Genomic DNA, 24,196 nt, shown 5'->3' with positions numbered 1-24,196 from the left:
TCAAAATAATTAAGGCTCCCCAAGGAGCCTTAATACAATGCGATTCGACTTAGTCAATATTCTCAGGCGGCACAATAAAGCCCTGATAGGCATCAGTTTTAAGCTCGTTAAAGCGTTCTAGCTGCGCTTTTTCTTGGATACCTGTCACTATCACCTGAATATCCAATCCCTTAGCCACATTGATAATGGCGCGGCAGAGCTCGCTATTATGTGATGCTTCGTCATAGTAGGAGAAGGATTGGTCGAGTTTTACATAACTTGGTCTTAGTTCTTGAAGGTACGACATAGAGCCAAATTGGCGACCGAAGTGGTCGATACCAAACTTAGCACCATTATCACGAATAATATTGCATAGCTGCACACAGGATTCTAAATCGCTGTAGACGCCCGCTTCGGGGATTTCAAAGCAGATGCGCTCAACCTGTGGCATGCTGCGCAGGAAATGATTGAGCCAGTCATGGAACTGGGTATCACTAATACTCTGATGAGTCAGGTTGATTGCCAATGGCTCATAGTTACGTTCTAACAATTTTTGTTCATACACAGTTTCAATCAGGCACTTATCGAGCAATGAGCCGAGTGAGAGTAGTTCGATATAAGGCATAAACTGGCCAGCATGAGCGACCTTATCGCCAAGTTCAAGTTGGCAGTAGAGTTCTCGCTGGGCAACTCCTTCGCCATTACAAAATTGGATCGGCTGCCAACGGAACTTGAATTTCTTATTACTGATGGCGTGGCTCAGGTTGTCGCGCCACTGCTCCCTAGTGAACAGTTGCTGCTCTGTGGTTTCAAACCAATGGAAGGACTTATGTTCTTTCAGTGCTTTTTGTAGCGCATTATCCGCCTGGGCCAGAATATCTGACACCTTCATCTGGCCAATGCGTTCAGCTACACCGATGGCAAAGTTTTCATTGGGCTTACAGCCTGCTTTAGAGATTTCTTGGTTGATGGTGCGGATCAGAGTTTGTAGGTACTTACTGATTTGATCATGCTCTACATCGGTAACGAGGAAGGCAAATTCAAACGCGGCAATACGCGCCACCACGGATGGGGTTATCTCATCTAATTGTTGAACGAGTTTTTCGGCCAGCAGGCGAATGGTTTCATCTCGAACCTGATAACCATATTTGCTGTGGACTTCCTCGAGCCAATCGAGTTTAGCTAAGAATAGGGCGCCGCTACTCGGCTCACTTAACCAGCCATTGAGACGGCTCACCACATATTGGCGGTTAGGCAGCCCAGAGGCGGGATCTGTGAGGTTCTTTTTACGTAAAGTACCGACTTCTTCATCGAGTGATTGAAAGAGTTGTTTAAGCTGGGCTGACATGCTGTTGAATGCGGTTACCAAATCTTTGAGCTCAGTGGTCTTAGGCAGTGGCATATCGGGACCAAACTGACGAGCCGCAATCTTTTTGGCATGATCAGATAAGGCATGCAGTGGTTTTAAAATCCAAGTTAATCCTAATCTTGCAGTAAAAATAGCGACTAAAAAGAGGAGTGAGAAGGCGATGATTGTGTTAGACATAATGCGCCATAACTCATGGTAACCAAAGCCTGGATGAGCGGTGATTTCTAGTTGAGCGAGTTGTAACCATCCTGAGGTAATAGTGCTTTCTTTTTTGATGGTTTTAAATAGCTTTAAATTGATAAACCATTGAGGAACGTCTTCAATCTTGAGTGGGTTATTCCATTCCTGTTGTTTGCCATCAACCATCCAGGTTAGCTTAATGCTCTTGTAATAGCCGCCCTCAAAAATCACATTGACTAAGGTTTCGGCTGCGGCGGTATCGCCTGCTTGCAGTGCTGGAGTAAGCATGAGTCCAAGCGAGGTACTGGTATTGTTTAGATCCGATTCCATTTGCTTGGTCAAAAAGCTTTGTGTCTCTGTAAATTGCACATAGCCAAGGCTTGCAACAACCAGCAAGAACAGGCTAAAAAGCAGCGAATATATCTGTCTAAACAGTGTCATCTTTGGTGCTACTCCACTTTTAATTTGGGCTGCCTGAGTCGGTCAACCCCTAACCTATGGTTAAGGTCATTCCATTTTTCGAGTCGTGTCGACGAGCCTGCTAAAACACCTCGTCCCTGTTCTTTATTCAGCCATAACTGTTTACCGTTGAAGCTGTAAACAGGGATAAGATCTTTACGCTGAGTGGCGGGTTTAATGACATGGTCGAGGTTATCGAGAACTAAAGGGACAGATGAAGGGGTGTCATAGTAAGCTAACACCATATGATACTGATTCACACTTGTGGCCTTAACCATAGTGATCCGCATCTTATCTTCGGGCACGCCTAATTGGAGTAGTGTGAAATACTTTGCAATTGAAAAGTCTTCACAGTCGCCACCATTAACGCCAATAAACTCCATCGGAGTGGCCCAATAGTTTGATTCTCCCCATAACTTTATATCATCGATGAAGCGGAATAAGTTAAAGAAGTTATTCACTTTTAATAGCTTTTCTTTTTCATCGAGCGTGCTGGCTTCTGCCACCACTTTAAACCAAGCCCTTGCACGCATACCTGCGCGCTCACCGTAACGCTTCTCCAGCGTTGAGGTAATCTTGACTTCATCTAGCTTTTGGGTCGGGCTGGCATATAAACAGCCGACCACTAACGCAGACGCAACTAGGCTTAAGCGACAGGCCCGCAAAAACGAATTAGTATCACCCAGCCTGCCGTTCATAGCCTATTCCGTTAGCCTTTATTTGGTTGGTTCATCGACAGAGTAAATTGTCCATTTCATGTCTGTCGTCGTATCATCGCCTGTAACTTCTGCGACCACGCGGCGGTTACGTGTTTCAGCATCCGGCGTATGCTCGAGTACCAATGGGCGGCTTGAGCCGTAGCCAATGGCTGTGAGTCGAGAACGGTCGATGCTGAAGCGATCTGCCAGCACCGCGGTCACTGCATCGGCACGTTCTTGCGAAAGTACAGAGTTTCTTTCATCTGTTCCCGTACGGCTAGTGTGGCCTTCGATGGTCACTTTAGTCGTGGGATATTGACGTAAAAACATCGCAATTTCTTCAATCTGTGGATAATACTCTGGTGCAATATAAGCCGAGTCGTTTGGAAATAATATATTGATATCCTTGCGCTCATTAATGGCTTTTACTTGACCGCAGCCATAATTATCTGTACCTGCGCCTTTGGCTGTGTCGTTGCAGCGTTCGCGTGCTTCAATCACACCATCACCATCTTTGTCTGATAGATCATAGGCCTGAGTCGTGGTCATTTCTTCAATATTAACTGTATCACGCATAGAACAACCAGCTAAAAGTGCCACGCTCATAAATAGGATTACGGTTTTCATTGATTGGCTCCTCCTTCGTAGTTGCGTTCACCACGCCATGCTTCTGGGCGAGTGACTTTTAAGGAGTCAAGCAAACGTCCAGTAGAGTTGAGTACGCGATATTTAGCAATGATTTCATCGTATTCAGCTTGTAAGTAATCTTTACGAGCTTCAAACAATTCGTTTTCGGTATCGAGTAAGTCGAGTAAGCTGCGTTGACCTAAGTTAAATTGTTGGGCATAGGCAGATTGTGTCTCTTTTGCAGCCATTACATGATCGCGAATATATTGCTTTTGTGGGGCCAACATTTCATAGGCGTTCCAAGCCAAATTTACGCCCTCAACCACTTCACGTTGTGCGCGTTGACGGATTTCTTTGGCTTCACCTAACTTGTAGGCGGTTTCTTTTTCGCGGGCGAGATCTTTGCCGCCAGCGAACAGGTTGTATCTTACTCTCACCATGGCAACGAGATCATTGTTGTAGCCGCCGACGTTTTGGCTGGCTAACGCGCTAACACCGTCTTCGCCACCGACATCGTTATTCCAGTTGCCATTAAGTTCTAATGAAACCTGTGGGTAATAACTGGCTTGAACCGATGAGCGTTCGTTCTCAGCGGCACGAATATCATTTGCAGCCGATTTGAGGATCGGATGATTTTCTTGTGCATCAGTAACACCTGAATTGAGATCTTTTGGTAATAAATCTGCATCCGGTACCGGTTGGATTAAATCCACGGGTTCGGCCGCAATTACACGAATAAATTGTGCTTTGGCATCCAGCAGATTATTGCGGGCAGAAATCACATTGGCATTGGCACGTGCAAGACGGCCAGTAATTTGCGAGAGATCCGCAGTAGAGCCTAAACCTGAATCTGTACGTTGTTTGATTTGCTCATAAATCTCTTTGTGGCTGTTGAGGTTTTTCTCTGCCAGTTTGAGCACTTCATCGGTACGCAAGTAGTTTAGGTAGACTTTGCTGACATCAAGCGCCATGTCTTCTGCTGCGGCAAGAAGCGCCCATTGGTCTGCACTGGCTTCAAAGCTATAACGATCAACTTCACTGCTGGTATAAAAACCATCGAATAGCATTTGCTTTAAGCTAACACCAAACTCACCACGGTTGAGTTCTGCAACCCCATCGCTATCAACATCACCCACATTCGGACGTCGGCGGGTCGATACGCTGTCGGTTTGTTCATAGCCATAGCCGCCAGTGACATCGATGGTTGGCATGTAGCCAGCAATTGCTTGGTTCACTTGCTCTTCTCTGGCTTTGAAGCGGTTAAAGGCAACGCGTAGATCGGGGTTTGTATCGAGTGTGTATGCTACCGCTTGCTCTAGTGTTTGGCTTTGAGCCGAAAGTGGTAACAGGAGCACTGACAATACAATCGCTAGTTTTGAACATTGAAATTGTTGTCTTACTGAAGTCTTCATTGCAAACCTCCCGGTTTATAACAGGCTTAACGCTCTCTGAGCGCGGTATCCTTAGCCCTTAAAATTGGATTTAAAATGTACTCAAGAATGGATCTTTGTCCGGTGATGACATCAACGCTTGTTAACATCCCCGGGATAATTGGCATCTGTGTGCCATCGTCTTTTACTAAACTGGATTCTTCTGTTCTCACCTTTATAAGGTAGAAGCTATTTCCTTCTTCGTCCTGTGAGGTATCGGCACTAATATGTTCGACGGTACCTTTTAGGCCGCCATAACGGGTAAAATCATAGGCTGTGACTTTCACCACGGCAGGCAATCCGGTGTGCAGAAACGCAATATCTTTTGGCAGGATTTTCGTTTCTATCAGCAGTTGATCTTCTGAAGGAACGATTTCAACAATGTCGACGCCAGGCTGAACAACTCCACCTAATGTATTGATATGCACAGACTTGATGGTACCGTTAACAGGTGAAGTAATAATGGCTTTACTTACCTTATCCTGCGCTCCGACCTGGGCCTCATTCATGCGTGATAAGCGAGTTTGAGTCTCGTTAAGTTGGGCGCGAAGATCGGCAGCATAAACAAATACAGCTTCACGGCGTTTGAGAATTGCTTCGTCTAATGCTGCCTTCAGTTTAGGTCTAAGTAACCGTAAGGAGTTAAGCTCACCTTGCGCATCGTTAACAGCACGTTCTAACTTGAGTAATTCGACTTCGGGAACGATCCCTTTTTTGGCGAGTGGCCGAGTGAGTTCGAGTTCCCTCGAAATCAACTGCATACTCGTTGTTAGGGTGGTGGTTTTTGAGGCTAGCTCATCAATTTCCTGCTGCCTTTGCTGGATTTGACGCACTAAAATTTCCAACTGGTTACTCAGATTGTCTAAGCGACCGTTGTATTCCTCTTGCTGTCTTTTCACCAACGCAGGCTCAGCCTCTGTCAGGCTTTCAGGAAAGACTAAGGCTTTTTTAGTGATTTTAACTTGCTCACGCCAGTCTGATGTCATATCTGATATTAGTATGCTATCCAACTCTGCACGCATACGGATCACATTGGTTTTTAAACCAAAAACCTCTTGCTCTTGTTGGGCGAAATCGGAGCGAAAACGAGTGTCATCGATGCGAACTAAGGGTTGCCCTTTAGTCACTATATCCCCTTCTCGCACGTAGAGTTCCTGCATGATCCCACCATCGAGACTCTGAATCACTTGTACTTGCGAAGAGGGGATCACTTTACCCGAACCTGTGGTGACCTTATCCAACTGGGCAAAACCTGCCCATAACAAGAAGCTGATAACCATAGCGGCTAAGGCCCAAATGATGAGTCTGTGCCCTCTGGGGGCATCGGTCATCATGGCGCCATAAACATCATCTACCATGTCTAAATCGTTTGCGGTTAGATTTTTACTCATTTTTTAGCGCCTCCAGTGACAAGGCCAAAATTGAGTTTTTCTAACACCTCGGCTTTAGGACCATCGGCAACCACATGGCCACGCTCTAGCACGATAATTCGGTCAACCAGTTGTAATAAATGCATTTTGTGGGTAATCAGCAGTAAGGTTCTATCCTTACTGACATTTTGCATAGAGCGAATAAATTGCTGTTCAGCACGGGCATCCAAACTGGCTGTGGGTTCATCCATTAATAGCACTGGCGGATCATTTAGTGTCGCACGGGCAAGGGCTACGGTTTGTCGTTGACCACGGCTCAGTGACATACCGCCTTCGCCAACCTGTTGATCCAGACCTTCCGCTTCCAAGTGAGTGAACTGGCTAACACCCGACAGTTGGACTGCACGGATCAGTTGATGCTCGGTCACTTGGCGAGTACCGAATAGAATGTTATCTCTGATGGTGCCGTGGAAAAGTGTGACGTCCTGCGGCAGATAGCCAAAGTTACGGCGCAGATCGCTTGGATGGATTTGTGCCGAGTCGATACCATCGTAACGCAGGCTTCCGGTTGTTGGTTGAAATAGCCCAACCAAGAGTTTGGCTAGGGTACTTTTGCCCGAACCATTACGGCCAATAATGGCGATGCGTTCGCCCGGATTGATGGTGAGCGTCATAGGATAGAGCACGGGTTTTTCTGAGCCGGGGTAGCTAAAGCCGACATTATCGGCATTAATTTTACCCATTAAACGCTGCTTGCTAACCAAGTGGCCTTTATTCTCGAATTCATCTTCTTGCACCATCAGCTCGTTGAGCTGGCGTAGTGCACTGGCGGTATGGTTAGCGCGGGTCATCAAACCTGCTAGTTGTGCCATTGGCGCGATGGCTCGACTTGATAACATCACGGCCGCAATAATGCCCCCCATGGAGATAGCATTATCGGCAACTCGGTATACCCCTAAAATAACCACACATACAACCGTAAATTGCACGATGAAGTTAGCCATATTGGAGACTGAGTTAGAGAGCTTTTTGGATCTTAATTGCCAGTTAGCGCTGTGACCGATCATTTGCTGCCAGCTTCGCTGAACAATCCCTTCGGCGCCGTTGGCTTTGATCGATTCCAGAGCAGACAGGCTTTCGATCAGATGGCCGTGTTTTAAGCTGGATAACTTATTACCTTCTTCAATTGCAGCTTTTAGCTTAGGTTGGGTATAAAGCGTAAAACCGATAATGATTAAGCCGCCGACCACGGGAATAATCGCTAAGTCACCTGCAACAATATAAATAATGATGAGGAAAAATAGCGCAAACGGTAAGTCGACCAGCGTGGTGATAGTCGCTGAGGTTAAAATCTCGCGAATATTGTCGAACTCTCCGAGCTGTTTCGCCATACCGCCTATGCTGGGGGAGCGCTTTTCTAAAGGGATGCCAATCACTTTAGCAAACAACTGAGAAGAGACTATAATATCGACTTTTTTACCAGCAACATCAATTAAGTAGCTGCGTAATTGCCGCATGACTAAGTCAAACAAATAGGCGATGGATGCGCCGATGGCCAGTACCCATAGGGACTCGAAAGCCAAGTTAGGCACAACCTTGTCATACACGTTCATGATGAACAGGGGAGAGACGAGCGCAAAGATGTTGACCAGTACCGAGGCGATTAAGGCATCTCGGTAAATTGGCGCAGAGTCTTTTAAGGTCTGTATGAGCCAATGGGTTTTATTATCATGCAAGTAAACATCAAACCCCATGTCGCCACGGTATTCCTGTTTTACTAGGAATAAATAGCCGACATATAAAGTTTCAAGTGACTCTATCGTGAGAACTTCTTCACCACCCGTCTCTGGCAATTGAATAACTGCTCTGTCGGATTCGAGGTTGAGTTCGCGCAGGATACAGGCTTTCTTGTCTTTTAATAGCAAAATACATGGCAGCAGTATCGGGGATATCTCGTTTAGTCCTTTGCGTGACAATTTTGCTGCTAACCCAGCGCGAGATGCCGCTTGCGGTACTAAATCGGGAGTTAATACTGCCCCAGACAAGGGCAGACCTGCCGCAAGTGAATCACTTGAGCATGGATTTCCAAAGTGTTCAGTGAGTAACACTAAACAATCAAGTAGAGGGTCGACTATTACCCGCTGTGAAGCGGAAATAGTCCACTGCTCAACTTTTTCTGAGGCTGTAACAGACACCTACTTATCTATCCTTTGATTTTTATTTTATTATCAGAAGTATGGGTTATGATGGCCTATATTTCTATAGGCCATATGAACTGATTGTTTAAGGAATGATAGTACCGTTGTTGTTATGAGGGTCTGTCAATGATGTTACGCCCTGTGGAGCCTCTGGTGTGACTGGCGCCGTATCGATGATCAGAGGACCGTTACCATTGGAGCCGAGTAAACCATTGATGACGCCCGCATTATCGGTTGCACTATATTGGTTAAAGAGGTTGACCCCATCTAGCACTATATGTTGATCAAACACCCCATCCTTATTGGCATCGATATCAATGACAGTCGAACCATTGTTATCTAAGCTAAAGTTCAGATAGCTTTCTAGAGTATTAGCAGTTTCTCCTTGGAGGAGGTCACTAAGATCCAGCTTATCTTCTCTGACATTAAAGTCCATGATGTGGTCAGTACCTTTATCGGCATCTGCATAGCGCCATACAAAGGTATCATTACCGCTATCGCCACGCAGCACGTCATCACCGAGGCCGCCAATCATAGTGTCGTTACCTGCGCCACCACGGAGGGCATCATTGTGGCTTCCGCCATCAATATAATCATTTCCAGTGTGTCCATAGAGGATATCAGAACCTGATTGGCCATAAATTCGGTCATCACCGCTACCGCTATTGACCACATCTGCTCTTTGAGAAGCAACGTCATTGGCTAATAGCAGACCATCACTGTCCACCATGCGATCATTACCAGTGATATTGCCAGTCATAATGTGGTGCGTTGATAGGGTATTTGCTGATAATTCGAGTTGATCATCGGTACCGTAGTTAGTAGACCCAGTCTTACCAGCATAGATAACGTCGTTACCTTTACCTGTTTCGATATGATCATTACCGTCACCGCCACTAACCACTTGAGCACTACTAGTGGTATAGCTCTTGTTGTTAGCGCCAGAAGCAACGACTTCGTGACCTGAGCTATTCGTAATTATGCCGCTTTGACCTCCACCAAATGAGACGTTGAGTACTTTTTGTCCTGCAGAATTTGCACTTTCTCCATGCTCGACAATGATGGTGTCATTTAAGCTAGAGCCTTGAGTTGAAATCAAGTTAGCGTCAGCAATATTGATACCATCGGCGTTGACTGGATTGACGTCAATCTTCAAGGTGGCACTTGCTTTGTCACCGTCGCTATCTTGGGTTGTGTAGGTGAAGGTTTCGACTGCACCTGCTGCTGGAATAGTGTTAGCACTCGCTGTTAACTGGTAGTGGTAAGTACCATCAGCATTAAGGACCAGATTGCCGTAGGTTCCTGTTATCGTGGTGCCAACTTGACCTGAAACGCCAGTATTTGTGTGGTCTCCCGTTGCGACGCCAATTACTGTTAGTGCACCATCGGCACCAGCTACATCATTAGTGAGCACATTGCCATCAGTGTGCGGCAGAGTGTAGCCAGCGCCAGCCACCATACGCACGACTAACTCGTAGCTAGTTGCAGCATTCTCATTGGTGTAAATAGATGTCACGATGTTGCCATTACCATCTTTGAAACCAATAACTTGCATAGTGTACATTTGACCTTCGTAATTGAAGGTCACACTGGTTTGGCCGACAGTAACGATATCGCGAGATGCCATAGGATCGCCGCTATTTGGTGTTTCATTATGGCTAAAGTTCAGAGTTAATGTGACGGGTGTTACTACGCCGTAGGCATCCGTCACGTTAAAGGTCACTTGCATTGTGGCTGCGGTGATCGAAGTACCCGAGTCAATTGAATAGTTATAGTGTGTGAAGGTGCCTAACACTATATCTTGGTTTAACGATAATGTGCCATTTAGCCCCGCATCGTTATCCATGAATCCATAGCCAGATTGACGTCCGTTATAATCGGATGGATCCCCCCAACGAAGTTGATCTTTACCACTGTCGTTGTCAGGACCATCGTATGTGTTGACATAGGTACCTCCAATGGTACTACTCCAGTTGGCGATAATGCCTGAGAAGTTAAAGGAGTCAACCACTACATCAAGTTGCGCCGTATCGTTTTGGGCAACGTTGGTATCATCTGCGACAGTTACAGTCACGTTTGAATGTGCAGTATTACCGAGGCCATCCACTGCAATCACCTGAATACCATTTACAGTTAAGTTGTTGGTATTCACATTGTGTGGCAGATTGGTTAACAACTCTGCGGTAACGGTGACATCACCTTGCTCACCCGCATTAATACGATCCCAATCTAGGGTTAAGCGAATCGCTTCACGTCCGTATACGGTACCGATCAATTGGCCTTGATCATTGAGTGCCCAAAATATATTGGCATTTATGCCACTTACTTGGATACTGCTGACATCGCCAAACTGGAACACTCCAATGGCATCACTGCCCGCTTTGAAGGTTAGATCACGCGAGTCTGAATCTAGGCCGTTAGTCTGCAGATCCGCCTCCTGCAGCCTAGCGGTTGAATTGATGGTTAAGGCCAATGGTGCCAGCGGAATTCCACCGGGAGCCGCAAGGTTCACATCAAAGTTGCCGCTTGCTGTATCACCATCGCTATCCTTCACTGTCACATCAAAGTTCAGACTGGCGCCTTGGGTGGAAGTAACAATCTCTTGGGCGGAAGTCCCATTGAACTGGAAGCGCAAGTCATTACCAACACCAGTAGTAGTCAGTTCAATATGGCTGATTGCTCCCAGATTGGATATTTCGCCACCGGATACAATATTACCTTCGCCGAGAAGGTTACCGTCTTTGTCATACGCTTTGTAGTGAACGAGCGTATCAACAGAGCTGCTTGAGAAGTTGATAGTTGCCGAAGCAACGTCCTTGGCATAGTCAATAATGAAAACTTCACCTGAATCGACAAAGGCGTTATTGGCACCGAAACCTCCGGTGTTGCCATTTACAGTTCCGGCAGTACCATCGGCTTTGCGAGATGTAAGGGTAAACGCCAAATCATATGCCAATTGAGACAGATTGTTGTCGATGTCAAATTGCCCGGTTGCAGCGTTATAGCCAACGTAAACCGCGGGGCTGTTTCCGCCCTCACCGCCATCAAGTCCAGCAACAACTACTTCTGATAGACTGTCAATAGACTTGTAGACCTGCATTGTATAGCTATCGCTATTTGGCTGCGCCGTTAGCTTAAATACAAGCTGTTGATTGGTGTTGGATGCATCAAACGCACTCGGTGTATCGCTTTTATCCGTGTATGCATACAGAATTGAAGGATTCAATAGATCTACGAAGTAAAACAGCGTCTTACCGCCGGAGGTGATGCCTGAATCTGCAAAGGTTACTGAAGTGCCATTCCAGCCTGTCACGTTGGCTGATAGGTCGGCACTGTAAAGCTGATCTGCACCAGTTGTATCCAGTAAACCTGTTCCGACATAGGTGCCAATGGCATTAGTGCCATTGAGATTGCCCTCATTCAATACGATAACATCGTCAACGATGTTGATGTCCAGGGTGTTATTGACCGAGTTGTTATCAATATCTTTTACGGTGACTGAAATACTATCAATGTAACCGGAACTGGTGGCACCAGTAACGCTGTCATTGTCAACCTTGGTATTAAGAGTGTAGCTGTAGCTGACAGTACCGCCGCTTGTATCGCCGCTGAAACCAGTGAGGGTCAAGGTGCCATACGCTGTAGTAATAGTGACCGGTGTTGACGCGGTCAATGCCTGCAGTTGGGTCAGGTTCAGTGCTGTTCCGGCGACAATCAATGTTGCTAACCCATCAAGGGTGCTGAAGCTAAAGCTACCGCTTTGCGTCAACGCTGCATTGTTCGGTTGAGTTCCGGTCGCTAAATTTGCTTCGCTAATAGTCTTTTCAGTTCCATTAAGTCCAACCAATGTCAAAGGATCATCCACTGGGGTGACATTGATGGTCAGGGTCGAGTCGTCGGTGCTGGAGCCGTCGGTCAGGGTATAGCTGACCACCGGCACGGCGCCGTTCCAGTTGGCGGCAGGGGTAAACGTATAGGTACCGTCTTGGTTAATCACCAAGGTGCCTGCAGTCAGAGCCACACTGAAGCTGCTGTTATTGGTATCGAAGGTGTAGGTGGTGCCGTTCACGGTAAAGCTTTGAACGGTCACGGTGCCATCGACACTGCTGGTGCCGGTCAACAGGGTACCGGTATGCAGACCACTGTCTTCGGCTAGGGTCACCAGTTCGTTGGCATCGGTAAAGGCATCATCCACTGGGGTGACATTGATGGTCAGGGTCGCTGTCGAACCAGTATTGGTGGTGTAAGTAATAACTGGCACTTGGCCGTTCCAATTTGCATTGGGGGTGAAGGTGTAGGAACCATCGGCATTGATCAGTAATGAACCACCTTCGAGTGTAACTGCGGTACCAGCAGCAATGGTCTGTCCGTTAACCGAGTAGCTAACAACCGACAGCGTGTTGTCAATATCGCTATCGTTATCAAGCACATTGCCTGCGGCCACGGTATCTTCGGGCACGGTATTGCTATCATTGGCTAATACAGAAGGATCATCAACTGGGGTGACACTAATGGTTAAGGTTGCAGTTGAGCTGGTATTAGTGGTGTAGGTAATCACCGGAACTTGGCCGTTCCAATTTTCATTTGGCGTGAAGGTGTAAGAGCCATCGGCATTGAGAATAAAGCTACCACCTTCGAGAGTAACGATAGTACCCGCCGCAAAGTCGGTTCCATTAATATTAAATCCAACCACACTTAACACATTATCGGTATCGCTGTCGTTATCGAGCACATTACCCGAAGCAACGGTATCCTCGTTGACCGTAATGCTGTCGTTAACTAATACCGAAGGAGAGTCAGTTGCTATGGTTTGCTCTGGCGCGGCAGTTGTAGCTGCGGTCAGCGTTTGTCCAGAAGTTGAATATCCTGCGGAGGCTAAAGCTTCAGTACCATCACGGGCAAGGGTGATATAGCCGGAGTTGCCGTCACTGCCTGCTGGTGCATTACCTGCGGCGGTTTCTGGCAGATTTTGAGTTGGGTCTTCACCAGAGGCAATAAGATCTTGTAGTGCTTGGATTTCATCTAGGGCTGCTTCATTTGCCGTGTTGGGAGCGGCTGCGGCGGCTGCGTTAGAAGCGACCTCATTGGATAACTTAGTACCATCATCAAAGGTGATTTCGTAGGTCGCATTTTCACCGATATGAAGCACAGCACCTTTTGGGAGTTGCTCGCCATCCTTAGCGGGTTGATTTGAACCATTAACCTCGACTTCGATTTGCCCTTTGACCAGTTTGAGCAAACCTTTCTTTGTTGTAATGATCGATCCCATAATAAGCTCCCAACACCTGACTGTGTTAATCCAAAGATGCACAAATCCAACAAATGTGTTGGATAGTGATACAAGTGATGAAATTTTAGCTTGGTACTAATGGGAAGTCAATTTTTTGACGCGGCGGGATAACTTGCTATAACTGGGTTTTACGGAAAGTTGTGCGAAAATTTGGCGTTTAAATCTGCCCTAACTAGATGTGGTATCTTAAAGCAGAATTTGCGCTGCATCTAGTATCTTTGATTTCTATATAGAAACATATTTATAACAAATTAGTCTGTGTATAGACATTAAAATTTTATGAATTCTGCTAAAAAGGACGTTTTGCTAAGTCAATACTGAAGTGATTCGTAGGATTTGAGGGAGCCGCAACTCCGATAAGGGAGCTGCGGCTGAAGCAAATTACAGGTAAACCGCCTGGCGATAGCTTTGATTCGCGTTACCTTGCTCGCCAAGTTGCTCTTGGATACGGGCTAGCGCCAGCCAAGAGTCTTTACTCGGATCTAGACGACAAACATTCTGCCAGCAGGTTTTAGCTTCTTTCATATCACGGGTTTGTTGATACAACAGCGCTAAGCACTTTTGGTAATCAGCATTGTTCTCATGGGTGATTTCATGCTTGAGCAATTGTTTGCGGATCTCTTCGTCATGGGCAGTGGCTATCTGTGGTATCACTTCTAATAGTGCCAACTCTGGCGAGCTACGTAGCTTTTTCGAGAGTAATTTAAGCGCTTGGTCTTTGCGATTGAAGCGACATAAGCCCATGGCGTAAATCGCTAAAAACTCAGACTGGTTACGTTCATCACGAGAGAGCCACTGCCAGCGTTGCTCTAGGGCATCTTCCCCTTTTAGACTCGCTGCTTTTAATAAGGCGCAATGGGTTTCAACGCTTAGTGCATTTAGCTTGGCATCATCTAGAATTTGGCGCTTCTTCAATATTGGGAGCAATAGCTTAAGCGCCTCCCAATCTTCTTGCGCCCGATACAACTCTAGGGCAAGTTTCAGCACAGGGGCTTTGCTCTTACTGGTTGGAGCTAACTTATCGAGTTCCGCTCTAGCTAAGGCCAATTTCCCTTGTTTTAGCAAGTAACGAGTACGAGTGGTCGCTACCGCATTGGTTGTCATAGGTTGGGCTTCAGCGCGGGCCAGATATTGATCTCGCTCGGCGATTTTATTTTGATGCTGCGCGGCACGTGCAGCAGCTAACAAATTCAATGCTGGCAGTTCACCGTTGTCGGCCCCTTTAATCATGGCGCGTTCAGCCGCTGGCCAATCTTCTTCGGCAATGGCGAGTGCGCCCATTAGGGTATGTTTCTTGGCGGAGCGGCGACGCCAATGCTGCGGAATAAAACGACTGCGAAGCAGCAAATTAATCGCAGTGATCACTAGCCATTCCAGTACTTGGAATAGAGCATAGAACACGATTAACATGATGATCCCAAAGACTAAACTGGTCTCAAGCTGATAATCGCCTGCGGCTATATACACATAGCCAGTATTACCGACAATCCAAGGGCTAATACACAGGCCTATTAATATGATCCCAAGAAATATCAATGCCTTAATCATAGCTGTGGTTCCTCTGAAGAGGTGAGTTCACCATAGCTGGTTAACTGTAATAACAGCGGTTTAGCGGCAAAGGATTTCAGCGTAATAGGATCAAGCTCGAGCGTCGCCAGCTTGTCGATTTCGGCAATGGCTTCACTGGTTTGATGGGCTTGAACATCAAAATAGGTTTGGATCCACTGGCGTGCCATCATCAGTGATTGATGATAAGCCGCTCTATCATAGCGATAGAGGGCCAGTTGCGATTGCAGCAGCTTATGGCGAATATTCTCAACCAAATACCATTGTTGCTGAGGAGCAAGCAAGGCGGGTGCATCGGCGGTGCGATGGCGAATGGTAATAAAGTCTTGGGTCAACGCCTTCCAGGTTTTACTTAGATTGCTTTGCCAATCATTCAGATCGCCAGAAATGGTAGTGTCTTCAGGTGTGCTGGCTTCGGCATCAGCACGATTTAGCGGCAATTTGTCGAGTTGGCCGATTAATGCATCGAGTGCTAATACACTGCCTTCAATATCCGCACTCTTAATGTTTGTTGTTGCGGCGATATCTTTTGCCAGAGCCTTACGGATTGGGAGTAAGGCGGGGTTGTTCATCGCAGCTATGGTTTCATCGGCTGACTTTAATAAGTCGGTCGCCGTGCGTGGATCATTTTCGAGCCAAAGCTTACGCCCCGCCATGTTCACCAAGTATTCGGCTTCTGAGGCCATCCAGTGGGTTGGGCTACGCTGGGCCAGCTTATTTAACCTGTCCTGCAACTGGCTTTGGTCCGAGGCGAGTTTAGATAACTCTTGGAAGGTTTTGGTATTCGACAGTTGTTGTTGCTCAAGCTGTGCAATGCGCTGATTCGGGGCGAGTAAGGCTTGTTGTAATTGCTCCTGCAAGGCCTGGTTTTTAGCGGTTTGCACTTGGATTTGCGCTTGAAGCTGTTGCTGCATTTGTTGATACAGCAAATAGCCACCACCTATGGTGCAAACGGTTAAGCCTAAGGCCAATAACACACCAAAACGAATGGCCCAGGAGCTGCGATTCACTTGCACCACTTGGCGAGTCGCTTGGGTCGATTCGGGTTTGCTGGCTTGCGGCTTAGTGTCGGCAGGTTTGACGGCTTTATCTTCGAGCTGATTGACCTGCGGTTCAGATGCTTCGGCCTGTGGTGCAGCGTCATCGGCATTGACCGATGTGGCGAGAACTGGGGTAGCCTGTGACTCTGGGCTTTGGGCGTCGTGCTTGTTGTTATCCATTTAACAGTCCTTAAAATCATGCTACTGCCGAAATTCGAGTAAAATCGGGCTAAATAGCACTTAGAGTTTAAGGGCGTTTAGCACGGCTTTGCTGTTGGCGGCATTGGCATTGGTGACTTGGGTTATACCAAAGGCATGAGCTTGAGCTTCTACTCGGTTACTGGGGACTATGATATGACATGAGCGCAGCCATGCAAATAACTCTTTTGGCACTAGATTAATCAGATTATCCAGTACTTCACCACTCGTCACGACAATAGTATCTATCCCTAAGTCACACCAGTGTTGGCTAACCACAGCGCCATCGAGCGGCGGGCAAGCGCGTTGATAGACTTCCCAATAGCGCACCTTCGCGCCTCTGGCACTCAGTTGCTCGGCGAGGGCTTCACGGCCACCGACGCCACGAATGATAGTGATATGTTTGCCTTGGATATGTTGCAGTGCAGGCAGGGTCAGCAAGCCTTCCGTTTGCTGGCAATCATCCGGTGCTTCGAGAGCCTCAATTCCCTTCTCTTGCAGCGCTTCCCAAGTCGCATGACCCACGGCGAAATAAGGCACGCTTGGCCAGTCTTTAACTTGGGCAGTATCGACTTTAAACGCAGTATCAGCAAAGCTCACCGCATTGGCGCTGATACAGATAACCATATCGACATGGGCTAGGGGATGCGAAGTGTCAGGCGGCAGAGGAGGCGTAGCCTCAACACAGAGGAGTGGGGTAACGCAGTGGCCGATACCTTTTTCAGTTAAGGCATCGACCATGGACTGATTGCGCCCCTCGGGGCGCGTCAGTAAGACTTTCATCGTCTTAGGCTTTTGCGTAAACAGCGTCGAGGATGCTTTTGGCACCTTTGCTGAGCAGTTCTTCAGCCAGGGCTACACCGAGTTGCGTCGCTTCGGTCTTTGGACCTGTGATCACGCCTTCGATGATTTCGCTACCATCGGGATTACCCACGAGGCCGCGCAGAGTCATTTCATCACCGTGGATTTCGGCAAAGGCACCAATAGGTACTTGGCAGCCACCTTCGAGGCGAGTATTCATGGCGCGCTCGGCGATCACGCGGTAGCGTGTTTCTAAGTGCTCTAAAGGTGCTAAGAGTGCTTTTACGCGTGCATCGTTAGTGCGGCACTCGATACCGACAGCCCCTTGACCGTTTGCGGGTAAGGATTCTTCCGCAGAAATAAAGCTGGCGATACGCTCAGACAATTTCAGACGGATTAAGCCAGCCGCTGCCAGGATAATGGCATCGTATTCGCCGTTATCGAGTTTCGCGAGGCGGGTGCCCACGTTGCCACGCAGATCTTTGATGATGAGATCGGGACGTGAAGCTCGTAGCTGGCACTGACGACGTAGGCTTGAGGTGCCTACTGTGGCGCCAAGTGGTAGCTCACTGATTGATTTATACAGGTTAGACACAAAGGCATCGCGCGGATCTTCACGCTCACAAATCACTTCCAGCCCTAGGCCTTCGGGGAAATCCACTGGCACGTCTTTCATCGAGTGCACTGCGATATCGGCTTGATCTTCCAGCATGGCGACTTCGAGCTCTTTAACGAATAGTCCTTTACCACCAACCTTAGCTAATGGGGTGTCTAAGATGACATCGCCCTTAGTGCTCATTGGCAATAGCTCCACCACGATACCAGGGTGAACGCGTTCTAATTCTGCTTTAACAAATTCTGCTTGCCACATGGCTAGCGGACTCTTGCGGGTAGCGATACGTATGCGGTTTTCAGACATGCCTAGTTTCCATCCGAGATCTTAGTTGCGCCAATGCTAACATTGGCTATTCGTGAATGTAAGGAAGCCGTATCGATTCTTTGAAGTCGGCGGCGTTCTGTATCAGCTAAAAGTGTGACGAACTTCTCATTTAGTTGCTCAACTTTGCAAAAGTGTTAACATGAGCACATTTCTTACTCGTGCTTAAGTGTCGTGTTCTTGGATGGATCAGCAAGGTCAATTTCCTGATATTGCAGAAAGACTTAATCAAGTTCGTATCGCACGAGCTTTAGCCTTGTTGTCGCCGCTACAAAAGCATTTGTTCCGTTTGATACCCTTCCTTATTCAGCAGAATAGCGTCCAGTATCCCGGCTTTGTCGATGCCGACACGCCGTGTGGGATCCAAGGTTATCGTCCTGATTCACTTCAGGCGCAGGCCTGCGATGTATTTAAGCTCCCCTTTATTGCCAGCGAGGTTGAAAACTCGGCCTTTGAAGGCGTTTACGCTATGGGTAGCACGGCCAGTTTTGGCCAGAATGCCAAGAGTGACGTGGATGTATGGCTAGTGCACCATGCACAGCTATGTGATGAGGACTTAGCCTTAATCAAATTAAAAGCCGAGCGTTTAACTGCTTGGTTTGCCGAATATCAGTTTGAGGTGAACTTTTATTTGGTTCATCCACTGCAATTTTGTGGTGATATGTCGCAGCGTTCGGGCTGCCAATCGTCGATGGCTCATGAGCACAGCGGCAGTACTCAGCATTGGTTATTGCTTGAGGAGTTTTACCGAAGTCAAATTCGGTTAGCGGGTAAAACGATTGCGTGGTGGCCCGATGCCAAGCTCACCCCTGAGTTGTTGTACTTAGGCAATGTGCATGAGTTACCGGCGAGTGAGTACTTTGGGGCTTCGCTATGGCAGCTCTATAAGGGTCTTAATAAACCCCACAAGGCTTTGATAAAAGTACTGCTACTGGAAGCCTATGCGAGTGAATATCCCCATTCGCAGCTTTTGTGTGACAGGTTATGGCAAAAGACCTTAGCAGGGGATTTCTCCACTTCTAACGATGCTTACTACGCGATTTATGAGGTTATCGAAGCCTATCTATTAAAGCAGAATGATAACCGTCGACTCGAGATTGTGCGCCGCTGTTTTTATCTCAAATGTGGCGTGTATTTGAGTGTCGCGGATCAAGGCAAAGACTGGCGTTACGCAAAAATGCAAAAGCTAGTGCAGGAATGGCAGTGGCCCGACAGTTTGATTTCAACCTTAGATGATTGTGAGCATTGGCACAGTGGGCAACTGAATTGGTTTAATGAACAGCTCAACGAGTTGCTGCTGGCAAGTTATCAGACGCTGCTGCGCTTCGCCTCGACCCATGAGTTGAACGAGGGACTCAGGATTGAAGAGTTGGGGATGCTCACCCGCAAGCTGCACACTTATTTCAGCCAAGATGAAGACCAAATCGCTAAGTTAAATCTGCTCTGGAGTCGTTCGGTCGCCGAATCTGAAGTGACCATGGTGTCTAGCAGCAAGGAAAACCAATATTACCTCTACCGCCAGGGGCCAAAACCGCAAAATCTGTTGGGTGAATCGGCGATCTGTAAGGGAAAAACGCCTTCGGCATTGATGATCTGGGCCTGCTTAAATGGCGTTTCGACTCCTGAGACCAAATGGTATGAGTTTGGCCAGAGTAAGGTTAAATCTCGGCGCTTAACTGAGGCTGCACGGCGGTTACTCAACTTTATCGACCACGATTGGCGGGTGTCGAAACTCGACCTATGCCAGCCCTGGCATTTTAGAAAGCTTATTTTTGTCCTCAATCTCGACTGTGACCCTACCGTCCACTGGCACGGACAAGAGATGATGGTCGATATGATGAATGCCAACGTGTTTTCATTGGGTCGTAAGAAGGAAAATATGCTTGGCGCCCTCGATGCGATTTGCCTCAACAGTTGGGGAGAGTGGCAATGTCACCGTTTTGAGGGCGAAACCGCGGTATTGCAGGCGCTGTCCTTTGTCACGCCGGGATTAAGACGAGCGACCCATCCGGTGGATATGGATGTGATTAGCTGCTCGCAAAAACTCAGGCCGCAACTTAAGTTAGCGGTGAAAAACCTGCTGAAACAAACCGTTCGCCTCTGCCAACAGGTGCAACAATCGAGCACTTTAGTGCAGCCGCTGCAAATCAGTCATACCCGTTATGGGATCTTCTTTAATCCCTTGGGGATGGCGTATCAGGATTTGAGCGATGCGAAATCCTTTTATCAGCAGTTGTCACGCAGCCATTTGGTGCAATTGCCAAGGCCCGAGTTGGGCGACGATCCCTTTTCGAGTATGCCGAAAATTATTCAGAACTTTGCGGCTAAGGGAGCGATTCAATATTTTCTGCGCCAGCGACCCGAAAGCTTGGATGTGTTTATTCTCGATGAGGATAACCAACTCAGCCATTATGTGCAGCCTGGCTCGAATATGAGTGAACTGGTCAACAAAGTGAGTCATCACTATGTTTTTGATGAGTATTATGCTTCGAAGGCGAGGTTTAATATTCCGCAGTTTTTCCATCTGGTGCGGGTGGCCGGGGAGCTGACTGTGATGCCCTTTGGGGTCGATATCAATAACGCGAATGTGGAATTTTAAGCGGGAGCGACCTCCCGCTTAGCAATCGTGCTCGCGCTTATTAAAAGCTGAGTGCGATACCGCTCTGGCGAAGGATAGAGTCCTGTACAAAGGGCATAAACTCGCCGCCATTACGACCATCAATCCACTTACCATCAACAAAACCAAAGTGATAGCCACCGAAACGGGTCGCAACCCAAATCTCATGCAAAGGCTCTTGTTTGTTGATCACGATTTTTGAACCATCGACAAATTCCAGCTGTAACACGTTACCGCTGGCATCAATATCCACATCGGCGTCTTGTTCATCAATTGCGGTTTCGATAGCGGTCTCTATCGATTGGAACATGTCATCGGCGAGCTGGTGAAATTCTGTATCTGTCATGGCCATGCATTTCTGTCCTTTGCTTTCGTCAAGATGGGTGCGATTATAAGGCTATTAGTCACCAGATGCACAGATGTTGAGAAAAATGAGACTGTTTTTATTGTTATTGCTTGGTAGCCTATTCATTACAGCATGCGGTCAAAAAGGCCCCCTGTATAAATCCTCTCCGGCAGAGGTGAGTCAGCCTACAAAAACCAAGGCGCCGGAGAGTGACACTACACCTGTCAACACGGCGGAGCCTCAAGCTGAAACTGAAAAAACACAATAATAATCAGCATAATTACAACAAAGCGCAGTAAGGAATCGGACATTGGATCACTTTCTCTACCAAGACAATACCCTGTACGCCGAAGGCTGTCGGGTCAATGATTTAGCCCAGCAATATGGCACACCACTGTATATCTATTCCCGTGCGACGCTCGAACGTCACTGGCATGCGTTTAACAATGCGGTGGCCGACCATCCACATTTAGTGTGTTACGCGGTGAAAGCCAACTCGAACTTAGCCGTGCTAAACGTCTTGGCTCGTTTAGGCAGTGGTTTTGATATTGTCTCGGGCGGTGAGTTAGCGCGGGTGATTGAAGCCGGTGGCGACCCTGCCAAAGTGGTGTTTTCGGGCGTGGGTAAAACCGTTGCCGAAATGGAACAGGCACTCAACCTCGGCATTTACTGCTTTAACGTCGAATCGAGCGCCGAGCTTGAACAGTTAAATCAGGTCGCAGGCCGCTTAGGTAAAGTTGCTCCTGTGTCACTGCGGGTGAATCCCGATGTTGACGCCGGCACGCATCCTTATATCTCGACGGGCCTTAAAGAGAACAAATTCGGTATCGCCATGGATGAGGCCGAAGTCGTATTCGCCCGTGCCCATGCGCTACCACATTTACAGATAAAAGGTGTCGATTGCCATATTGGCTCACAACTGACAGAGATCCAGCCTTTCCTTGATGCGATGGACAGAATGTTAGCCCTTATCGACCGCTTAGCCGAGCAAGGCATTGTGATTGAGCACTTCGATGTGGGTGGTGGTTTAGGGGTGACCTATGATGATGAAACTCCGCCGCATCCTGATGTTTACGCCGCCGCACTGCTCGCACGTTTAGGCGATCGCAAGCTCAAGTTAATTTTCGAGCCGGGTCGCGCCATTGCCGCTAACGCGGGGATTTTCGTCACTCAGGTGCTGTACCTTAAAGAAAACAGCGATAAACGTTTTGCGATTGTCGACGGCGCGATGAACGACTTAATTCGCCCCGCACTCTATAGCGCTTGGCAAAATATCATTCCGGTAAATCCAAGGGATGAACAGGCACAAGTATTTGATATCGTAGGGCCAGTGTGCGAAACCGGTGACTTTTTAGGTAAAGACAGAGCACTCGCGATTGCGGCGGGGGATTTACTGGTTGTGCGCTCGAGCGGTGCCTACGGTTTTGCTATGGCTTCTAACTATAACACTCGCCCGCGTGCGGCCGAGGTGATGGTCGATGGTGACAAGGCTTATCTGGTGCGTGAGCGAGAAAAATTAGCGCAGCTCTGGCAAGGTGAGCAACTCCTGCCGTAAACTAGAAAAATAATTGATTCAGGCGCTTGGCTAGTTAATGGCGGCGCCTAGGCTTAAAGGATAAGTATCTTGATCCAATTCACTAAGATGCACGGACTGGGCAACGATTTTATGGTGGTCGATGGTGTCACGCAGAACGTGTTCTTTTCGCCTGAGCAGATCCGCCGTTTAGCCGACCGTAATTTTGGCATAGGTTTCGACCAACTATTACTGGTTGAGCCGCCCTACGACCCTGATTTGGATTTTCACTACCGCATCTTTAATGCCGACGGTGGGGAGGTTGAAAACTGTGGGAATGGTGCCCGTTGCTTTGCCCGCTTTGTTCGCAATAAAGGGCTGACGAATAAGAATAAAATTCGTGTGAGCACCTCAGCAGGTAAGATGACACTACGCCTCGAGCGTGACGGTACAGTCACTGTGAATATGGGCGTGCCCGTGCTCGACCCCAGTCACATCCCCTTTAAAGCCAAGAAGGCCGAAAAAACCTACCTGTTGCAAACACCGCAACAAACCTTTTTGTGTGGCGCGGCCTCTATGGGTAATCCCCATTGCGTGCTCGATGTCGAAGATGTTGCTAACGCCAATGTCGCCGAAATTGGCGCACTGCTGACTAAGCATGAACGCTTTCCACGTGGGGTGAACGTCGGCTTTATGCAGGTAGTGAACTCGGGTCATATCAAGCTTAGAGTTTATGAGCGTGGTGCGGCCGAGACCTTAGCCTGTGGCACGGGGGCTTGCGCCGCTGTGGTGGTGGGGCAAATTCAAGGCAAACTTGACCAACAGGTGCGTGTCGACTTGCCAGGTGGCACCTTAACCATCAATTGGGAAGGCGAAGGAAAGCCTCTGTGGATGACAGGCCCTGCGCAGCACGTTTACGATGGACAAATTCAGTTATGACCGAGCCTTTGATGCCGCAGACCGATCTTCCCTTCGATGAGTTGATTATTCGCGAGTACCTACTTGATAACCCAGACTTTTTTAATCGTTATCCCGAGCTGTTATTGGCGATGCGTTTGCCCCATTCGGAGCGTGGGGCGATTTCCTTGGTCGAGCGCCGTCAAGAGATACTGCGCCAACGGGTTGGGCAACTTGAAGAAGAGATCACCAGTCTGCTAGCCATGGCGGCGCGCAATGAAAAGATATTCCTGTTTAATACCGAGCTGTCTTTTAAGTTGCTCAATTGCGTTAATTTAGAATCCCTTAAAGAAGTATTAGCCGATAGTTTAAAGACGCAGTTTAATTTTACCCATGTGCGCCTGATCAGCGTGTTAGATGCCGATGTGGAGATGCAAGCGATTTGGGCTCAGCGTCTGCGCAAGGATTACTACTTTGGCCGGTTAACCCAGCAGGAAGCGAAACGCCTGTTTGGTAGCGAAGTGGGCTCTGTTGCGTTAGTGAAGTTAGCCGATGAGATCCCGATGATTTTTGCCGTCGCCAGCCAAGATGCGGCGCATTTCCATCCCGATATGGACAATATGTTGCTCGAACAATTGCGCCGATTACTCGCACATATGCTGGCCAAGCTTTAAGGTACAT

The 24,196-nt window shown here is 47.8% G+C and carries 17 protein-coding genes; 5 read left to right on the top strand and 12 right to left on the bottom strand.

Annotated features, from left to right (window positions below; genetic code table 11):
* Nucleotides 1–49: 49 nt before the first annotated feature.
* The 11 genes from ACK5NH_RS19755 to hemC all read right to left on the bottom strand — a co-directional run bounded on the left by ACK5NH_RS19755 (nt 50) and on the right by hemC (nt 18,124).
* Entirely contained in the window at nt 50–1,969 is a 1,920-nt protein-coding gene (locus ACK5NH_RS19755; protein WP_416922839.1) for an EAL domain-containing protein, read from the bottom strand.
* 8 nt (nt 1,970–1,977) lie between these two features.
* Entirely contained in the window at nt 1,978–2,685 is a 708-nt protein-coding gene (locus tag ACK5NH_RS19750) for a transglutaminase-like cysteine peptidase (protein WP_416922837.1), read from the bottom strand.
* Between the two features lie 18 nt (nt 2,686–2,703).
* Nucleotides 2,704–3,312: an OmpA family protein gene (locus ACK5NH_RS19745; RefSeq protein WP_416922835.1), complete on the bottom strand. Its 609-nt coding sequence runs from the start codon at nt 3,310–3,312 to the stop codon at nt 2,704–2,706.
* On the bottom strand, nt 3,309–4,724 hold the full coding sequence (locus ACK5NH_RS19740; RefSeq protein WP_416922833.1) for a TolC family outer membrane protein: 1,416 nt from the start codon (nt 4,722–4,724) through the stop codon (nt 3,309–3,311). The genes ACK5NH_RS19745 and ACK5NH_RS19740 overlap by 4 nt, the downstream gene beginning before the upstream one ends.
* Nucleotides 4,725–4,750: 26 nt before the next feature.
* Nucleotides 4,751–6,133, bottom strand: coding sequence for an HlyD family type I secretion periplasmic adaptor subunit (locus ACK5NH_RS19735; protein WP_416922831.1), 1,383 nt, complete (start codon nt 6,131–6,133; stop codon nt 4,751–4,753).
* Nucleotides 6,130–8,307 carry a type I secretion system permease/ATPase gene (locus ACK5NH_RS19730; RefSeq protein ID WP_416922828.1) on the bottom strand — a complete coding sequence of 726 codons (2,178 nt, stop codon included), beginning with the start codon at nt 8,305–8,307 and terminating at the stop codon, nt 6,130–6,132. The genes ACK5NH_RS19735 and ACK5NH_RS19730 overlap by 4 nt, the downstream gene beginning before the upstream one ends.
* Before the next feature lie 88 nt (nt 8,308–8,395).
* The gene (locus ACK5NH_RS19725) at nt 8,396–13,579 is read right to left on the bottom strand and encodes a retention module-containing protein (RefSeq protein ID WP_416922826.1); all 5,184 of its coding nucleotides are present in this window, start codon (nt 13,577–13,579) and stop codon (nt 8,396–8,398) included.
* Nucleotides 13,580–13,981: 402 nt separating this feature from the next.
* Nucleotides 13,982–15,148 carry a heme biosynthesis HemY N-terminal domain-containing protein gene (locus ACK5NH_RS19720; RefSeq protein ID WP_416922823.1) on the bottom strand — a complete coding sequence of 389 codons (1,167 nt, stop codon included), beginning with the start codon at nt 15,146–15,148 and terminating at the stop codon, nt 13,982–13,984.
* Complete coding sequence (locus ACK5NH_RS19715; RefSeq protein ID WP_416922821.1) at nt 15,145–16,386, bottom strand: uroporphyrinogen-III C-methyltransferase; 1,242 nt, start codon at nt 16,384–16,386, stop codon at nt 15,145–15,147. Before ACK5NH_RS19715 ends, ACK5NH_RS19720 begins: the two co-directional genes overlap by 4 nt.
* A 60-nt stretch (nt 16,387–16,446) precedes the next feature.
* On the bottom strand, nt 16,447–17,187 hold the full coding sequence (locus ACK5NH_RS19710) for a uroporphyrinogen-III synthase (protein ID WP_416922819.1): 741 nt from the start codon (nt 17,185–17,187) through the stop codon (nt 16,447–16,449).
* 4 nt (nt 17,188–17,191) lie between these two features.
* On the bottom strand, nt 17,192–18,124 hold the full coding sequence (gene hemC / locus ACK5NH_RS19705; protein WP_088211942.1) for a hydroxymethylbilane synthase: 933 nt from the start codon (nt 18,122–18,124) through the stop codon (nt 17,192–17,194).
* A gap of 202 nt (nt 18,125–18,326) precedes the next feature.
* On the opposite strand from hemC, the gene ACK5NH_RS19700 reads away from it, so the two are divergent.
* Complete coding sequence (locus ACK5NH_RS19700) at nt 18,327–20,741, top strand: class I adenylate cyclase (protein ID WP_416922817.1); 2,415 nt, start codon at nt 18,327–18,329, stop codon at nt 20,739–20,741.
* Nucleotides 20,742–20,781: 40 nt separating this feature from the next.
* Here the strand turns inward: ACK5NH_RS19700 and cyaY are convergent, their stop codons facing one another.
* Nucleotides 20,782–21,111, bottom strand: coding sequence for an iron donor protein CyaY (gene cyaY, locus ACK5NH_RS19695; RefSeq protein WP_416922815.1), 330 nt, complete (start codon nt 21,109–21,111; stop codon nt 20,782–20,784).
* Between the two features lie 67 nt (nt 21,112–21,178).
* Here cyaY and lptM point away from each other — a divergent pair, with 67 nt between their 5' ends.
* The 4 genes from lptM (at nt 21,179) to ACK5NH_RS19675 (ending at nt 24,189) form a co-directional block, all read left to right on the top strand.
* A complete protein-coding gene (gene lptM / locus ACK5NH_RS19690) occupies nt 21,179–21,373 on the top strand; it encodes an LPS translocon maturation chaperone LptM (protein WP_416922813.1) in 195 nt (64 codons plus the stop codon).
* 42 nt (nt 21,374–21,415) lie between these two features.
* A complete protein-coding gene (gene lysA, locus ACK5NH_RS19685; protein ID WP_416922811.1) occupies nt 21,416–22,660 on the top strand; it encodes a diaminopimelate decarboxylase in 1,245 nt (414 codons plus the stop codon).
* A gap of 69 nt (nt 22,661–22,729) precedes the next feature.
* Nucleotides 22,730–23,557, top strand: a complete 828-nt coding sequence (gene dapF / locus ACK5NH_RS19680; protein ID WP_416922809.1) for a diaminopimelate epimerase — start codon at nt 22,730–22,732, stop codon at nt 23,555–23,557.
* Nucleotides 23,554–24,189 (top strand): DUF484 family protein, encoded by a 636-nt coding sequence (locus ACK5NH_RS19675; RefSeq protein ID WP_416922807.1) that lies wholly within the window; start codon nt 23,554–23,556, stop codon nt 24,187–24,189. Before dapF ends, ACK5NH_RS19675 begins: the two co-directional genes overlap by 4 nt.
* Nucleotides 24,190–24,196: the final 7 nt, after the last annotated feature.

The organism is Shewanella sp. (assembly GCF_047975355.1).
Taxonomy (GTDB): Bacteria; Pseudomonadota; Gammaproteobacteria; order Enterobacterales; family Shewanellaceae; genus Shewanella.
This window is presented reverse-complemented; position numbering and strand designations above follow the sequence as displayed.

Coding starts and splice junctions, on each gene's coding strand:
- ACK5NH_RS19755 (WP_416922839.1), bottom strand. CDS start 1,969: ATGACACTGTTTAGACAGATATATTCGCTGCTTTTTAGCCTGTTCTTG.
- ACK5NH_RS19750 (WP_416922837.1), bottom strand. CDS start 2,685: ATGAACGGCAGGCTGGGTGATACTAATTCGTTTTTGCGGGCCTGTCGC.
- ACK5NH_RS19745 (WP_416922835.1), bottom strand. CDS start 3,312: ATGAAAACCGTAATCCTATTTATGAGCGTGGCACTTTTAGCTGGTTGT.
- ACK5NH_RS19740 (WP_416922833.1), bottom strand. CDS start 4,724: ATGAAGACTTCAGTAAGACAACAATTTCAATGTTCAAAACTAGCGATT.
- ACK5NH_RS19735 (WP_416922831.1), bottom strand. CDS start 6,133: ATGAGTAAAAATCTAACCGCAAACGATTTAGACATGGTAGATGATGTT.
- ACK5NH_RS19725 (WP_416922826.1), bottom strand. CDS start 13,579: ATGGGATCGATCATTACAACAAAGAAAGGTTTGCTCAAACTGGTCAAA.
- ACK5NH_RS19720 (WP_416922823.1), bottom strand. CDS start 15,148: ATGATTAAGGCATTGATATTTCTTGGGATCATATTAATAGGCCTGTGT.
- ACK5NH_RS19715 (WP_416922821.1), bottom strand. CDS start 16,386: ATGGATAACAACAAGCACGACGCCCAAAGCCCAGAGTCACAGGCTACC.
- ACK5NH_RS19710 (WP_416922819.1), bottom strand. CDS start 17,187: ATGAAAGTCTTACTGACGCGCCCCGAGGGGCGCAATCAGTCCATGGTC.
- hemC (WP_088211942.1), bottom strand. CDS start 18,124: ATGTCTGAAAACCGCATACGTATCGCTACCCGCAAGAGTCCGCTAGCC.
- ACK5NH_RS19700 (WP_416922817.1), top strand. CDS start 18,327: ATGGATCAGCAAGGTCAATTTCCTGATATTGCAGAAAGACTTAATCAA.
- cyaY (WP_416922815.1), bottom strand. CDS start 21,111: ATGGCCATGACAGATACAGAATTTCACCAGCTCGCCGATGACATGTTC.
- lptM (WP_416922813.1), top strand. CDS start 21,179: ATGTTGAGAAAAATGAGACTGTTTTTATTGTTATTGCTTGGTAGCCTA.
- ACK5NH_RS19675 (WP_416922807.1), top strand. CDS start 23,554: ATGACCGAGCCTTTGATGCCGCAGACCGATCTTCCCTTCGATGAGTTG.